Source organism: Enterococcus sp. E4-223, from assembly GCF_035727065.1.
Classification (GTDB): domain Bacteria; phylum Bacillota; class Bacilli; order Lactobacillales; family Enterococcaceae; genus Enterococcus_B; species Enterococcus_B faecium.
In genome coordinates this window covers 100,968-116,833 of the sequence record NZ_JAPMLH010000009.1, presented here as the reverse complement: position 1 = coordinate 116,833, position 15,866 = coordinate 100,968, and the positions used below count along the sequence as shown (strand labels likewise).

13 protein-coding genes and 1 riboswitch are annotated in these 15,866 nt (G+C 39.0%); of the genes, 2 read left to right on the top strand and 11 right to left on the bottom strand.

Annotation, left to right across the window (positions count from 1 at the left end; genetic code table 11):
- Positions 1-164 precede the first annotated feature (164 nt).
- The gene (locus OS139_RS12305; RefSeq protein ID WP_002298196.1) at positions 165-938 is read left to right on the top strand and encodes a hypothetical protein; all 774 of its coding nucleotides are present in this window, start codon (positions 165-167) and stop codon (positions 936-938) included.
- Positions 939-1,018: 80 nt separating this feature from the next.
- Here the strand turns inward: OS139_RS12305 and thiT are convergent, their stop codons facing one another.
- The 9 genes from thiT to mprF all read right to left on the bottom strand — a co-directional run bounded on the left by thiT (position 1,019) and on the right by mprF (position 11,800).
- On the bottom strand, positions 1,019-1,588 hold the full coding sequence (gene thiT, locus OS139_RS12300; protein ID WP_002301201.1) for an energy-coupled thiamine transporter ThiT: 570 nt from the start codon (positions 1,586-1,588) through the stop codon (positions 1,019-1,021).
- A gap of 65 nt (positions 1,589-1,653) precedes the next feature.
- Positions 1,654-1,756: riboswitch (TPP riboswitch) on the bottom strand.
- A 5-nt stretch (positions 1,757-1,761) separates the two neighbouring features.
- Positions 1,762-2,733 carry a ribose-phosphate diphosphokinase gene (locus OS139_RS12295; protein ID WP_002287347.1) on the bottom strand — a complete coding sequence of 324 codons (972 nt, stop codon included), beginning with the start codon at positions 2,731-2,733 and terminating at the stop codon, positions 1,762-1,764.
- 93 nt (positions 2,734-2,826) lie between these two features.
- The gene (gene glmU / locus OS139_RS12290) at positions 2,827-4,200 is read right to left on the bottom strand and encodes a bifunctional UDP-N-acetylglucosamine diphosphorylase/glucosamine-1-phosphate N-acetyltransferase GlmU (protein WP_002298200.1); all 1,374 of its coding nucleotides are present in this window, start codon (positions 4,198-4,200) and stop codon (positions 2,827-2,829) included.
- Positions 4,201-4,553: 353 nt separating this feature from the next.
- Positions 4,554-5,372, bottom strand: a complete 819-nt coding sequence (gene purR, locus OS139_RS12285; protein WP_002287345.1) for a pur operon repressor — start codon at positions 5,370-5,372, stop codon at positions 4,554-4,556.
- A 166-nt stretch (positions 5,373-5,538) separates the two neighbouring features.
- Positions 5,539-6,363, bottom strand: a complete 825-nt coding sequence (locus tag OS139_RS12280; RefSeq protein WP_002287344.1) for a metal ABC transporter permease — start codon at positions 6,361-6,363, stop codon at positions 5,539-5,541.
- Entirely contained in the window at positions 6,336-7,016 is a 681-nt protein-coding gene (locus OS139_RS12275; RefSeq protein ID WP_002287343.1) for a metal ABC transporter ATP-binding protein, read from the bottom strand. Before OS139_RS12275 ends, OS139_RS12280 begins: the two co-directional genes overlap by 28 nt.
- A gap of 22 nt (positions 7,017-7,038) precedes the next feature.
- A complete protein-coding gene (locus OS139_RS12270; protein WP_002307714.1) occupies positions 7,039-7,977 on the bottom strand; it encodes a metal ABC transporter substrate-binding protein in 939 nt (312 codons plus the stop codon).
- A gap of 244 nt (positions 7,978-8,221) precedes the next feature.
- Entirely contained in the window at positions 8,222-9,073 is an 852-nt protein-coding gene (gene ispE, locus OS139_RS12265; RefSeq protein ID WP_002307715.1) for a 4-(cytidine 5'-diphospho)-2-C-methyl-D-erythritol kinase, read from the bottom strand.
- A gap of 153 nt (positions 9,074-9,226) precedes the next feature.
- Positions 9,227-11,800, bottom strand: coding sequence for a bifunctional lysylphosphatidylglycerol flippase/synthetase MprF (gene mprF, locus OS139_RS12260; RefSeq protein ID WP_002307716.1), 2,574 nt, complete (start codon positions 11,798-11,800; stop codon positions 9,227-9,229).
- A 140-nt stretch (positions 11,801-11,940) separates the two neighbouring features.
- Between mprF and proC the strand changes: the two genes are divergently transcribed.
- A complete protein-coding gene (gene proC, locus OS139_RS12255; RefSeq protein WP_002296027.1) occupies positions 11,941-12,747 on the top strand; it encodes a pyrroline-5-carboxylate reductase in 807 nt (268 codons plus the stop codon).
- 78 nt (positions 12,748-12,825) lie between these two features.
- Here proC and rny read toward each other — a convergent pair whose 3' ends face one another.
- Positions 12,826-14,382, bottom strand: coding sequence for a ribonuclease Y (gene rny / locus OS139_RS12250; protein ID WP_002287336.1), 1,557 nt, complete (start codon positions 14,380-14,382; stop codon positions 12,826-12,828).
- A gap of 410 nt (positions 14,383-14,792) precedes the next feature.
- Positions 14,793-15,842 (bottom strand): recombinase RecA, encoded by a 1,050-nt coding sequence (gene recA, locus OS139_RS12245; RefSeq protein ID WP_002287328.1) that lies wholly within the window; start codon positions 15,840-15,842, stop codon positions 14,793-14,795.
- Between the last annotated feature and the right edge of the window lie 24 nt (positions 15,843-15,866).

Below are 15,866 nucleotides of genomic sequence, written 5' to 3'. Positions count from 1 at the left end.
TTTAAATAAAAAAAATACAAAAATCACAAAAATTAATTGAAAATGAGAGTGTTTTCAATGAAAACGTGATTTTGTAATGGAATTTTAAAATAAAAGAAACAAGCTTTTTTAATGCAAATGTTGTAAAATAAAAGAGATTAAGAGGAAATAAGAGGAGGAACATGATGACTGAGTCAGTTTATGTACATATTGATACCACAAGTAATGCTGTTTTAACAAAAGGGCTGACTGCTACTGACTTTGCAAACAGTATCGTGCATTTTCCTCAAAACTTGCTCTTGCTTGATCCATCTGCTTCTGCTGGAGAATATGAATCCCATACAGGGCTGAAAGTAATCCGTGGTACAGAAAATATTCAGCGTTTCTTTTCCTCTTCTCGTAACAGGCGTGGATTCGATGAATTGAAGTGGATCGACTTTACTGATTTAACGATGCTGAAAGAATTGACACCTTTAGAAATTTCAGAATTATTATATTTTGGTCATATGAAAACACATCTTCATTCGCCGTTTTTTTATAAACTACAGAATAATTTTGTATACTTCGATCTTAATGATCAGCTGAATCGGATTTATTATCGCTATTTAGATGAATTTTATAGGATTTTTGCTAGTAAATTAAGTTCGATCTTGTCAGATAAGATCAATGTAAAAAAATCTTTTTTCAAAAAAGAAACACCTGTTGAAAAAATCAGTGTGGAATTATTGAAAGAAATGCGTAATTTGATGCAGGAAGGGATCATTTTTTCTTTTGATCAAGTTGGTTTGATCGATGGTGAATATCGTATCCCAATCTATGTGATTGAAGATTATATTTGGAAATTAAAAGGCACCCGGTATCGAGAAGAGGAAATCATCGCTACTTTAATCTACTCTGTCACCGATCGACACTGGCAATTGGTAGAAGATGCCGATCTTTCTTATCTGCCATTGAAGTAGATCTATTTCTTATCAAAAAATAAAAAGGAAACAAGAAACTAGGACATGATTCTGTCTCAAGTTTCTTGCTTCTTTTTTATTTACAGCTCCTGTCGTTTATCTGGCACAAAAATCGAAGGAATCGTTTGTTGGATCCCTAATAAAACGATGATCGTTACAATAGCTGTACTCAACCCGCTGGCACCATTCATTACGAAAGAAAAGAGCCAAGGATTCATCCCCCATAGTGCATACGCTCCCCAGAAAACCACTCCTGCAATAAAATGCCAAAAATATCTGGAAAGTGCGCCAATCAATGCACCAAACACGATGCTTTTTCTAATTTGTTTCGTATTATCGTCTACATAGCCTTTTTGGACATTTGAAGCCATGAGCCCTGCTGCGCCTGCAAAAGTATAGGCAATCGGGTACTCAATCAACACTTGAACGACACTTAAATAATAAACTTGTCCCAACGGAAAATGTAGGATGCCCCAAATGAAACCTGCCAGCATCCCTGCCTTTGTCCCTCTTCTTAACGCAAAAAGAGTCAATGGAATCTGCCCTAATGAAATAGAAAAACTGCTGCCGATCTGGATCGGAATCAACGACAACACCATCGCTAACGCTGCAACAATCGTTCCTTCTACCCAAACTCTATTTTTTCCCATAAAAAAACTTCCTCCTTTGAATAAAAAAGTCACAAAGGAGGAAGCAGCTTTCGAAAATAGTCAAACAGCTGTTTATTCACAATTCCTACGCTCGCATAACCGATACAGGTACGAAGGGTTTAGAAATAGATTCAATCTCAGCCCAATTGGACTCCCCTTTGTGAGTTTATTTATTATTTATTTTTTGTTTCAAACAATGGACTAACTGGTTTGTTTTCATGGATACGTTTGATTGCATCTCCCATTAGTCCGCCAACACTTACCTCATCGATTTTGTCGATTTTACGATCTTCTGGAAGATAGATCGAGTCTGTAACAACTAGACGCTCGATAGCTGAATCTTCTATTCTTTGTAAAGCAGGGCCGGATAATACTGGATGTGTACATGAAGCATACACACTGGTTGCACCAGCTTCTTTCAAAGCATTGGCAGCCAATGTGATCGTACCTGCTGTATCGATCATATCATCGATCAGTACACAAGTTTTGCCTTTGACTTGTCCAATGATATTCATTACTTCTGCAACATTTGCTTTTGGACGGCGTTTGTCGATGATCGCAATCGGAGATTTCAAAAATTCCGCTAATTTACGTGCCCGTGTGACACCACCATGGTCTGGTGAAACAACGACAACATCATCGCCTTTGATTCCTTTTTCTAAGAAATAATTGGCAATAAGTGGCGCACCCATCAAATGATCGACTGGAATATCAAAGAAACCTTGGATTTGGACTGCATGAAGGTCCAAAGTCAGCATTCTTGTTGCACCAGCTTTTTGAATCATGTTTGCTACTAATTTCGCTGTGATTGGTTCCCGTGCACGTGCTTTACGGTCTTGACGCGCATAGCCATAATAAGGCATGACTACGTTGATTGTTTTTGCACTTGCTCGTTTCAGTGCGTCAATCATGATCAGCAACTCCATCAAGTTATCATTGACTGGGCTGCTCGTTGATTGAATAACATAGACATGCGATCCACGAATACTTTCTTCAATGTTTACTTGAATTTCTCCATCACTAAATTGAGTAACAGATGATTTTCCTAACTCGACGCCGACTGCTGCTGCAATTTTCTCTGCTAATGGGCGATTGGAATTTAACGCAAAAATTTTTAATCTTGGGTCAAAGTAATGTTTTGACATGGGGACCTCCACTTTCTTTTTCACAACTCTAGAATTCTACCTAATAAATAGTAGTCATATTTTTTAAATAAATCAAGTGATTTTGCAAAAGTCTTAGTTTAGATAAGGGAGTTTTTTTGCATATCCTTCTTTATTGACTTGTCTTGCTCTCGCAATTGCCAGCGCATATTCTGGAATATTGTCTGTAATTGTTGACCCGGCAGCAATCGAACTGTTTTTAGCTACCTCGACAGGTCCGATGATATTTGTGCTAGAACCAATAAAGCTGTGGTCGCCGACAGTCGTATGATGTTTGTTCTTTCCATCATAGTTGACGAAGACAACACCACATCCGACATTGATTTCTTCTCCCAGCGTAGCATCACCAACATAAGTCAAGTGACCGACTTTAGTTCCTTTGCCGATTTGAGCATTTTTCACTTCCACAAAGTTTCCGATATGGACGTTTTCGCCAATTTCAGCTTTTGGTCGTAAATGTGCATAAGGTCCCACATCTGCATGTTTCTTGACATGGCTGCTTTCAATGACTGAGTTTTCAATGACGACGTGATCCTCAATCCTACTGTCTACGATTTTTGAATGTGCCCCGATGACACAATCAGAACCGATGACTGTATTTCCTTGGATTTGTACACCTGCTTCGATCAATGTGTCTGGACCGATTTCTACGCCTGCATCGATGTATGTCGTTGCTGAATCGACAAAGCTTACGCCATTGACCATATGCATCTGGTTAATTCGCTTTCTCATGATCTCATTTGCTTTAGCTAACGCGATCCGATCATTGACTCCCATTGATTCTTCAAAATCATCCGTTTGATAAGCAGCAACTGTATTGCCTTCTTCTTTTAAGATTTCGATGATATCTGTTAGATAGTATTCACCTTGAGCATTGTTTGTTCCAACTTTGCTTAACGCATCGAACAAAGCTTCGTTGTCAAAACAGTAAGTTCCTGTATTGATTTCTTGTACAAGAGCTTCTTCTGGTGTTGCATCTTTTTGTTCCACGATTTTTTCTACGATCCCAATATGGTCACGGATGATTCGTCCATATCCTGTTGGGTTTTCTGCTTGTGCCGTCAAGATCGTTGCACTTGCATTTTTTCCTTGGTGATATTCAAAAAGATTGTTCAGCGTTTCAGTAGTCAATAATGGTGTATCGCCACTGATAACTAACGTTGTTCCTTTTTTTCCTTCCAAGAAAGAAGCAGCTTGCAAAACAGCATGTCCTGTTCCCAATTGTTCTGCTTGTAACGCATATTTACTGCGTTCTCCTAGTTGTGCTTTAACTTGTTCTGCTCCGTGTCCAACGATCGTAATCACTTCATCTGGTTTCGTTTCACTGACCCGATTAATGATATGTTCTACCATAGGTTTACCAGAAACGGGATGTAAAACTTTATATAATTTTGACTTCATGCGGGTACCTTTCCCTGCCGCCAAAATAATTGCATAACGTGCGTCCAACTGCGTCACTCCTAAATATAGTTTGCTGATTTCAGTTTATCCCAGTATACCCATTTTTTCAACAAAACAAGTGATTTTCTTTTATCCCAGCGTTTTCTGGATAAAAAAATAGATAGACCATAACGGCCTATCTATTTGGTAACCGGTGCTCTCCTGCCAACTCCTCGGTCACAAGTCACACTACTCATAAAACATGAAAAGCTGTTTTTTGAAATCGTTTCTTGTGACTTAGAGTTAAACGGTGTTCAAAAGCCAGTTTCTCGGTATTAAGCCAAATTTATGAAAAAATGTGGAAAGCCATTTTCACAAAATTTTTCTTACTACTCGAAACTAAGCGGCTTTTTCACAACCTCTTATTCTGAAAAATAATTTCCCGGCACAACCGTAATATTTTTCGTTTGAGTATCTACATCTTTGACATAAAGCAGTGAAGTATAATCATCGATGGCGCGATGACCGTTGAATTTTGATTCGGCAAATACAGTGATGCCAACAAGTTCTGATTCGAATTCTTCAATCAAGCTCTTCATTCCGTTGACTGTTCCGCCGCCTTTCATGAAATCATCCACTACAAGGACACGTGAACCACGTTTCAAACTTCTCTTAGACAGTTCCATCTTTTCAATTCTTTCAGAAGATCCAGACACATAGTTGACACTTACTGTTGATCCTTCTGTTATTTTTGAGTCCCGGCGTACAATAACGAATGGCGCATTCAGATAATAGGACACAGCTTGGGCAATAGGTACGCCTTTTGTGGCTACAGTCATTACAGCATCGATTTTTTCACCAAGGTATTTAGAAGCAATGATTCTTCCAACTTGACGCAGCAGTTCAGGTTCTCCTAACAAATCAGAGAGATAAACATATCCTCCTGGAAGCAGACGGTCTTGTTCTGATAGACGTTCTGCTAGAGATTCAATATATTTTTTCGCCTCTTCATATGAAATTTCAGGGATGAACAATACACCACCTGCAGCACCTGGGATTGTTTCCAAGGTTCCATACCCTCGTTCTTTAAATGTTTTCTTGATGATTCCCAAATCTTCACTGATAGAAGATTTAGCAGATTCATAACGTTCGGCAAAGCTTGTTAAGGAAATCAATTCATGCGGGTGATTCAATAAATACTGTGTCATGTCAACTAGACGTTCACTGCGACGTACTTTCACCTATTCCAACTCCTTTTAAGAAATTTTATCGTTTTACATTATATAAGTTTTTCTTCAAAAATTCGAGCATTTTATGAAAAAATAAGAAAATAGTTCGGTATTTATTAAAATAAAAAGAAGCCTATAAAAAATTTTTCGTTTTTATAAGGCTTCTTTTCTTTATAATTTAGTTATTTTTTCTTCTGAAGGCAACCAATATTCGTTTGATGATATTTACAATCAGGAACAAAGCAATAAAGACTAATGTGATTGTTGCTCCTGGAGGTGTATCTAGATAAAACGAGCTAGTTAGTCCTGACAGCATCCCTAGAAATCCTACACAAACACTGATAGCAATCACGACATTGAAGCTTTTGCCTAATCGCATACCGATTGCTGCGGGAAGAACCATGATTGCGGATATCAAAAGTGCACCGGCAATCGGGATCATCACAGCAATAGCCACACCAGTAATCACATTGAACATCATCGACATCAAATGAACGGGTAGCCCATCCACGTGGGCGGTATCTTCATCAAAAGTCAGAACATACATCGGCCGTTTGAATAAAAAGAACAATATACCGATGGCAACGAATAAGATTCCTAAAAAGATGACTTGCTCCCATGTAATGGTCACGATCGAACCAAACAGATAGGATTGGATACTTGTTGCTGAATTCCCTCCGCTCAAATTCATCAATACTAACGCTAGCGCCAAACCACCAGCCATTAAAATGGCAATGGAGATTTCTGAATAGGTTCGGTAGATCGTTCGCAGATACTCCAATATCACAGCTGCTAATACAACGACTAGCATGGTCGTAAGTGTAGGATTAAGGTTCAAAAAGAATCCTAACGCTACCCCTGCTAAAGAGACATGAGAAAGCGTATCAGCCATCAGCGATTGTCTTCTGATCACTAAAAACACACCTAGCATCGGGGCGATTCCGGCAATGAAGATAGCGGCAAGAAACGCTCTTCTCATGAATTCATATGAAAGCAACGCCATTGAGAATCCTCCTTTCTCACCAGTCGGATCTGTCTGTCCGCATACTGTTTGATATCTTCATGATCATGAGTGATCATTAGAACTGATTTCCCATGGACATGCGCACTATGTCGGAGAAGACGATAAAATTCATTTCTGGATTCTTCATCCATTCCTGTTGTTGGTTCATCAAGAACAAATAAGTCAGGGTCAGTAGCAAAAATACGCGCTAAACTGATTCGTTGCTTTTGTCCGCCAGACAATTCACCTATTCGCCGATTTCGCATATCCCACATCCCTACAGCTTCTAAAGCACGCTGTACATGTTGATGATCTTTTTCAGAGAGACGCTTGAACCAGCGGCCTCTTGGATATCTTCCTGAACGGACTAATTCGATCACCGTACTAGGAAAACCTGCATTGAAAGATGCAACTTGTTGAGGAATATAGCCGATACTTAATTTTTTTCCTTCTTGATTTTTCTCAGCAATCTTTATCATTCCTTTTGAAGGTTTCAGTAATCCTAACGATGCTTTCACCAAGGTTGACTTGGCTGCTCCATTTTCTCCAGTTAAAATGACAAATTCACCCGCATCTACATGATAAGAGACATCTTCTAGTACAGGCTCATCATCATAATAAAAGGTCAAATCAGATATTTCGATATAACGCACCTTACAACCTCCATTCTAAAACTTAATTGATACTTTCTTTTAAAGCTTCCAGATTTTTTTCCATGACAGAAATATAATTTTCGCCTGCTTTGATTTGTTCATTAGTCAAGCTTTCTAAAGGATTCAACACTTCTAGCTTCACTCCTGTTTCATTCGACAATGTCTCAGCTACCTTCGAAGAGGCATTTTCTTCAAAATAAATCACTTTGATGTTGTTTTTCTTCACAAATTCTTTTAGTTCAGCTAAGCGGCTTGGTGTGGGTTCCTGATCTGGTGAAACGCCCGAAATCGCTACTTGTTTTAAGTCGTATTGATTCGCTAAATAAGCAAAAGCAGCATGCTGAGTGACAAATGTGCGGTTTGTTGCATCTTTTAGCCCATCGGAGTATTTTTGATCCAGTGCTTCAAGCTTTTTGATATAAGCATCGGCATTCTTCGTAAAAGTTTCCTTTTTATCTGGATATTTTTCGCCTAATTCTTCAGCAATCGTTCTGACTTCTTTTATAGCTAATACCGGATCGAGCCAAACATGTGGATCGTATTCATGTGAATGACCATGCCCTTCTTCTGATTCTTCATGTTCGTCTGCTTCTTGCGATTCTAAACGGTCGATTCCTTTAGCTGCTTCGATCATCAAGGTCTGTTTACTATCCACTGAATCCTTTAATGAATCCACGAAAAATTCCATGTCTGAACTATTATACACGAAAACATCTGCATCGGAAATTTCTGCTCTTTCTTTTGCACTTGGTTCGAAATCATGCGGCTCCGTTCCAGCAGGGATCAAAAGTTTCACGTTTCCTTCATCCCCTACGATCTCTTTTGTAAAATCATACATCGGATAAAAAGTCGTAACGATCGTCAAATCCTCTTTTTTGTCTGCTTCCTTGTTCATATTTCCACATGCTGCAAACAGTAAAGCACCTATCATTACCGTAGCTGTCAAAAGATATTTTTTCATTTATATGCTCCTTTCAATGAACAAATCGGAATTTTACGATTTATTAACGAGAACTAATGTATCAAAATAAAAAAACACAGTCAATAGAAATCCATCAATTTCTGATTTAAACATGTATATTCTTGATTAAATCGTAAAATGGATGAGTTGCTGCTCATATCTAGTCATTTCACTACAATAAAAAACTGAAGAATACCACTTTAGGATTCCTCAGTTTTTCATCACCTATTTTACTTTTTATGTTTTATTGCAGGGTTCTTACTAAATAAACTTCCTCACAAAAACCTTTTAACCCATTATATACTCTCTGCGCTCTTGAATAATGTTGACACAAGGCAAAAACGGTTGGTCCACTTCCACTCATCAATGCAGCATCTGCTCCGTACTTGATCATACGCTCTTTGATTTGATGGATGACTGGATGCCGCTTTCCCGTTATATCTTCTAAACTGTTTCCCATTTTTTTGATCATCTGCTGATAATCTTGCTCTCGGATGGCTTCAACAAGTCCGTGGATGTCTTGATGTTGGATGGCTTGCGTATCTACTTCTCTAAACACTGTACGTGTAGAGACACTCATTCTTGGTTTGACCAACACAACCCAGCACTGTGGCATAGAAGGTAATACTTGGATTTCTTCCCCTTTGCCACCGACAAATGCCGTACTTCCGTAGACACAGTAAGGAACATCTGTACCGACTTCCAAACCGATTTCTGCCAGTTCTTCTAACGAACAGCCCAGATTCCATAATTGGTTGATCCCTCTTAGAGCAGCTGCACAGTCTGTACTTCCTCCGCCTAATCCAGCTGCTACTGGAATATTCTTCTTAACAAAGATCTTGACACCGGTTTTGATATTGTATTTATTTTTTAGCAATAAAGCAGCTTGATAAACATTGTTCCGTTCATCTACCGGTAAAAATGCTTTATTTGTTTCTACAATGATTTTGTCTTCTGTTATTTCTTCAAAAAATAGATGATCTGCCAAGTCTACGCTCGACATCACCATTTCCAACTCATGATACCCATCTTGCCGTCTATATAATACATCCAGTCCTAAATTTATCTTGGCTGGCGCTTTTTCAATCAATTCCATCCTCTCACCCATTCGAAAAGTCTAAGTCGCAAGTATTCTATCATAGGGAAAAATAAAAGTATAGCTTATGTCTGCCTAGTGGTTGATTTTGTCATCGTTTCAACAGCTTTCACAGAATTTTCTCTTCATAATCCAAACAAGTTCTAGTGATTCTTATAATTCTGTGAGCACTTCTTCTGCCAAACTCGGAACATTTCCTTTTTCTTTTCCTATCAGACTGAGTAGCTGCATGGTAGCAAATCCGAAATTACTTCCTTTCCTATAAGCAAAGTAACGTCCTTCCCAATGATCGACATATTTTAATTTCTTTTCATAAGCAGACTGGAAGGAATAGAAAAAATTACCATAATTATATACGATATGCATGACTTTTTCTTGAAAGAAAGAAAAATCTGTTTCTCCAACATTAGCTAATGGAGCTAAGCCTAGATTGGCTTCCGAGTAGCCCATTTTCTCGTATACAATAAACAGATTGGCTAACAGATAGTCAGCTAATTCCTCAGATTCTTTAGGTAAGACCCGCAACAAATCATATCCCGCCTGCTTCTTCGTCATCGGCTGAGCGGTGATGAAGCCAACGACTTTTTGATCTTTACGGACAATACCGACACCGCTAGATAATACATATGATTTATCAAATCGTCCCACAGAGAAGTATTTTTCTCGTGCACCTTGAAGCCATTTTTGTGAAACTTCATTTACAGCTTGATGTAATTCTTCTGGCAGTTGATCGTACCAAGTAAAATGGTATCCTTCTTTCATCAAACGTTGATATTCAAGTTGCTGACTCAGCCGAGACAAGTCTTCTGTTGCTAGATCAACAATCCCTGCTTCACCTACTTTCGTGAAGTGAAAACCCAATTCATGAAGCATCACTACGTAGCTTTCTGATATCTTATAAAACGCAAGCTGATAGCCTAAACAATCTGCTTGTTTCATAAACTGATTCGTTGCTGCCCGCATCATTTTAGGATTGCCAACTGGATCTCCTAAAACAAAGCATTTGTTTCCTTTGATCTGATAACCAAAAACGACTTGATCTTGGTCGTCTTCTTGGTAATAAAAATAACTGTAACCTGACAAGCGAAGCTGATGGCTTGTAGCTGTGCCTCCGTATGTTTCCAATAAACGGTCAAAACGGTCTTTTTCGTACTCACTGCCAAGCTTCGTAGTATCTTCAGCTAAATATTGATAAAGCGCCACTAAAGCTAGCAATGAGATGCCCAAACCAATAAGCCCTGAGAACCACACATCATCTGAAGGAAACAAAATAAAATGATTTCCTGTTATTCGACCGACTAAAAAGCGTCCGCTGTGATAGCCTGCAATTGCGTAAACGATAAACAAAAAGCCGAACAAGCTAGCATCAAAGATTATAGCTCCCCAAGAATAAACGAATTTTGTTCGATAAAATTCTTTTCTGGATAACCACACAGCTAACAGAATCAAGACATATACCAATATCAACTGCCAAGATAACGTACGTGTGATTGTATTTAAAATACCAAAAGATAGTAAAGCAATCGTAGGCAGAAATGCCTTTTTGACTTTTACTGAAAGTGCTCGAGCAAGGCCGAGTAATAAAAAGCCAACCAATAGATTCACTGTCTGATCTAAAAAATTGAATGAGAACGGCAATAATACTTGAAATAGCCGACTGATTGCAGACAGATTAGTGATTGTTGATAGAAGTACCATCATGATTCCCGCAAAATAGACAGCACTTACGAGCACTATATGCGCAACCTTTTGGAAAAACAGTCGCGGAATGTTATCTAAAAATCGATTGATTTTGACTCCTGTATGTGTGATGAACAATAGAAGTCCCGTCATAAAAGGTAGAACATAATAAAACAACCGATAATATAATAGCCAAACTACTGCTACATCTTGCCGAACAGACAATTGACTCATTCCTAAGATCATCAAAACGTCAAAAGTCCCCATTCCACCTGGGACCATCGTCAGCATTCCTATCAATGTAGCAATCATGAACATAGGATAGATCGAAAGCATCGAAATATCTATTCTCATCAACTTGCCGATGATCAAAAATACCGCAAGGGCTCCCGTCCATTGTCCAAAGGATGCCAGTAGCAGACCAAGCAAGCCTTTTGGATAAAACTCGAAGAACAATGACTTTCTCTTTAGATAAGCAAAAAAGAAAATGACTGGTGCTAAAAAACTACCGCCGAAAAGCCAGATCCAATAGCTTCGAAAAATACTTTCTGACTGAATAAAAAAGACATCAATAAATGTAAGAAACGACCATACAGACAAACCAGTCAGCATAAACAGTGCGACTTTTGATACAGTGGCTAAAACCATTTTTCTATTTGTCTGCTTTCCATAAAAACTAGCCCGCAGACTTGCTCCTACCACACCACCAAAACCGGCGAGATTGTTGATCGTGTTTGTTACCCACGCAGCAAGAAGAAACTCTTTTCTTTCCATTTTTGGTTTTCCTTGTTTTTCTAAGACTCTGATCGTCACCCAATCATACAACAACATCGGAGTGACACCCAGCAGTCCAGCCAGAATCATGAGCAGGATCGTCATGTGGCTTTGTTGTCCCATCCTTTGCCAAATATCTTGCCAACTCATGCCATTAGCAATATTTGCGACTTGATTTGCCACAAAGACTAACACGGAGCCGAAAAAAATCAGTTTTAAAATCAGACTATGTTCCTTTATCCATTGCAGCATCAAGTATCGTTTATTTTTCACATTTTCCCATTCCTAACTTGTATACTTTTGTGTCATACCCCAATGTTATCTTATTTATTTTAATTTTTCCACTTTAGACCTGTTCTTTGCTTGCGATGATAGAAAAAGAAAGATATCCTAATGCTAAAGGAGAGGATAACATGAAAGTAGGATTTATCGGCACAGGGAATATGGCACAAGCTATTATTGATGGTTTATTAAAAAAAGGAACAGTCTCGAAAGAAGAGGTGTTCGTTTCCAGTGGACATTTTGAAAATGCACAAAAATTTGCTGCTGAAACTGGCGTCCATGCATGCAAAAGTAATCAGGAAGTTGCATCACAATCAGATATCGTTCTTTTAGCCGTGAAACCAAAAATCATTGAAAAAGTATTGGAAGAACTAAGAGAATATAGCCAGAAAGTCTTATTCATTTCTATTGCTTCAGGAAAATCATTAACAGATTTAGAAACAGCGCTTGAAGATCCTCAGGCCTCCATCGTACGTGTGATGCCGAATGTCAATGTCAGCGTAGGAGCAGGCGTTTCTGCGATTTGCAAAAATGAAGCTGCCACGGAGGAACAGCTTCAGCAAGCTACGATGATTTTTGAAGCAATCGGCAGCGTCTATCCTTTAGCAGAATCAGATTTCAGTACATTCATTGGCCTTGCTGGCAGCTCACCCGCATTCGTTTACATGCTGATCGATGCGATGGGACGGACTGGTGTATTAAATGGTTTGTCCAAACAGACAGCAACTGAAATTGCTGCAAAAGCAATTATGGGTTCTTGTCAAAAATTCCTTTCAAGTGATAAAAATCCATGGGAACTTGTAGACCAAGTTTCTTCTCCTGGTGGTACGACCGTTGCCGGTGTAGTTGCGCTAGAAGAAGCAGGATTCATCCCAGCCATCATCAAAGGAATCAATACGACAATCGAGAAAGATCTTGAGATGTTGAATAAAAAATAATGATAGCAATGTTTTTTCGTGCCTTACAAAAAAAGAAGAGCTGTGGCTTTTGCCGCGGCTCTTCTTTTGTATTTTTTATTATTTAGCATAATCAGTTGCACGAGTTTCCCGAATAACGATTACTTTGATGTGTCCAGGATAATCCAGTTCTTCTTCGATTCGTTTACGAATATCACGTACTAAACGAACAGCGTCTAAATCCGAGATTTCTTCTGGCTTGACCATTACCCGAACTTCGCGTCCAGCTTGAACTGCGTAACTTGATTCTACACCGGCGAAGCTGTTCGAAATATTTTCCAGACTTCTTAAACGACGGATGTAGTTTTCTAATGATTCACTTCGCGCACCAGGTCTTGCTGCTGAGAGCGCATCTGCTGCAGCTACAAGGACAGAGATAACAGAAGTAGCTTCCACATCGCCATGATGAGAAGCGATCGCGTTGATTACTACTGGGTTTTCTTTGTACTTGGCAGCTAATTCCGCACCGATCTCAACGTGAGATCCTTCAATCTCATGGTCAAGTGCTTTCCCAATATCATGGAGCAACCCGGCACGTTTTGCTAATTGGATATCTTCGCCAAGCTCTGCTGCTAAGATACCAGCTAATTTTGCAACCTCGACCGAATGCTTCAAGACGTTTTGTCCATAACTAGTTCTGAATCGCAGACGTCCGATGATCTTGATTAGATCTGGATGAAGTGTATGAGCACCGACTTCAAACGCTGCCTCTTCCCCGTATTCGCGAATACGTTCATCCATTTCTTTACGAGATTTCTCGACCATTTCTTCGATACGCGCTGGATGGATTCGTCCATCTTGTATCAGTTTTTCCAAGGTCATCCGTGCGATTTCTCTTCGGATTGGATCGAATCCGGAAAGAACAACTGCTTCCGGTGTATCATCGATGATTAAATCGATACCAGTCAGCGTCTCAAGCGTTCGAATATTACGACCTTCTCGTCCAATGATACGACCTTTCATTTCATCATTCGGAAGGGTAACGACTGAAACAGTCGTTTCTGAAACTTGATCTGCTGCGCAGCGTTGAATCGCTAATGATAATAAGTTTTTCGCTTTGCGATCTGCTTCTTCTTTGGCACGCTGTTCAGATTCTTTTACCATTAGAGTTAACTCATGATTCAGCTCTTCTTCAGTCGATTTCATGATGACATCTCGTGCGTCCTCTTTTGATAAACCAGCAATTTTTTCTAGTTCTTTTTGTTGATCTTCAATCATTTTTTCAACGTCTTTTTCTCGCTCTTCAATTAATTGCTGTTTTGAACTAAGTGCTTCTTCTTTACTTTCAAGTGAGTTCTCGCGTTTTTCTAACGAGTCATCTTTACGATTCAGCGTTTGTTCGCGTTGAATCAAACGATTCTCTTGAGATTTTAATTCTAACTTACTTTCTCTCAGCTCACTTTCAACTTCAGAACGGTATTTCTGATTTTCTTCCTTAGCTTCTAACAATGCTTCTTTTTTTAGAGTTTCTGCTTCTTTTTTTGCACTATCGATGATTCCAGCAGCTGATGATTGTGCACCAGCTATTTCTTTCTCGTGACGTGACTTTGCGACCATAAACCCTAAACCAAGACCGACAATTAAACCGATGATAGCGAGGAGAATGTTGAATACCATAAAATCCACCTCCATACTATCTTTTTCATTTTTATCATCTATACAGCTTCTATGATAAATTATTCTAAACTTGTCAATATGCATCTTCGCATATATGTGTACAAAAAACATGCACAACTTTATTCTAATGTTTGTACCCCGTAGTGTCAACTTTAAATAAACAAAGAAACGGCTTTCTACTTATTCATTAAACGATGGTTTTTAAAATAAATGACACTAGTTTCATATAGGTAAACCTTTAAATTGAGAAACTTTTCTATTAAATTATTCTTTGTAGATGAACAGATATTTTTATTTTATGTACCCACTCGTATAATTAAATAACTCACGATTTCTTTATTCAATAAAAAAACGGCAGGTCAAGGAGAGTACCTACTCTTCAGACCAGCCGTTTTTGTTTATCATGATTTTTATTCTTCTACTAAAGGCAATTCTTCTTGTCCTTTTTCATCTTCTGGGACAGCGACTTCTTCACCAATACCATAAGCTGCTCTAACTAGAGCAGAAACTTCTGCCATCATTTCAGGATGATTAGCCATATAGATTTTAGCGTTTTCCCGTCCTTGACCAATCCGATCTTCTTTATAAGAATACCAAGCACCGCTTTTATCAACAATGTCTTTTTCTACTGCCATGTCTAGAAGTTCTCCTTCTTGTGAGATCCCTAAACCATACATGACATCTACTTCAGCGATTTTGAAAGGAGGTGCTACTTTGTTTTTTACGACTTTGATCTTTGTACGGTTACCAACAATATCTGTACCTTGTTTCAATTGTTCTGCACGACGTACTTCCAAACGGATCGTTGCGTAGAATTTCAATGCGCGTCCTCCAGGAGTGATTTCTGGATTCCCAAACATCACGCCTACTTTTTCACGGATTTGGTTGATGAAAATAGCGATTGTTTTTGTTTTGTTGATCGAACCAGAGAGTTTACGCAATGCTTGAGACATCAAACGTGCTTGTAACCCGACATGTGAGTCACCCATTTCGCCGTCGATTTCTGCTCGTGGAACTAAAGCGGCAACTGAATCGACTACTACGATGTCTACAGCTCCACTTGATACTAAAGCATCAGCGATCTCCAGACCTTGTTCTCCTGTATCAGGCTGTGAAAGAAGTAGTTCATCGATATTCACACCTAATTTTTGTGCATATTGCGGATCTAACGCATGCTCAGCATCGATGAAAGCGGCAGTTCCGCCATTTTTTTGTACTTCTGCAATAGCATGTAGCGCCACTGTTGTTTTACCTGAACTTTCAGGTCCGTATACTTCGATAATACGTCCACGGGGATAACCGCCGACACCTAAAGCGACATCTAACGCAAGAGAGCCACTTGGAATTGTAGAGATTTGCTGGTCGATTTTTTCGCCCAATTTCATAATAGAGCCTTTACCATAGCTCTTTTCAATTTTTTTCAGTGCAGCATCTAAGGCTGCTTTACGATCATCTGCCAATACGATAATCCTCCTTATATTTAC

Coding starts and splice junctions, on each gene's coding strand:
- OS139_RS12305 (WP_002298196.1), top strand. CDS start 165: ATGACTGAGTCAGTTTATGTACATATTGATACCACAAGTAATGCTGTT.
- thiT (WP_002301201.1), bottom strand. CDS start 1,588: ATGGGAAAAAATAGAGTTTGGGTAGAAGGAACGATTGTTGCAGCGTTA.
- OS139_RS12295 (WP_002287347.1), bottom strand. CDS start 2,733: ATGTCAAAACATTACTTTGACCCAAGATTAAAAATTTTTGCGTTAAAT.
- OS139_RS12280 (WP_002287344.1), bottom strand. CDS start 6,363: ATGGCGTTGCTTTCATATGAATTCATGAGAAGAGCGTTTCTTGCCGCT.
- OS139_RS12270 (WP_002307714.1), bottom strand. CDS start 7,977: ATGAAAAAATATCTTTTGACAGCTACGGTAATGATAGGTGCTTTACTG.
- ispE (WP_002307715.1), bottom strand. CDS start 9,073: ATGGAATTGATTGAAAAAGCGCCAGCCAAGATAAATTTAGGACTGGAT.
- proC (WP_002296027.1), top strand. CDS start 11,941: ATGAAAGTAGGATTTATCGGCACAGGGAATATGGCACAAGCTATTATT.
- rny (WP_002287336.1), bottom strand. CDS start 14,382: ATGGTATTCAACATTCTCCTCGCTATCATCGGTTTAATTGTCGGTCTT.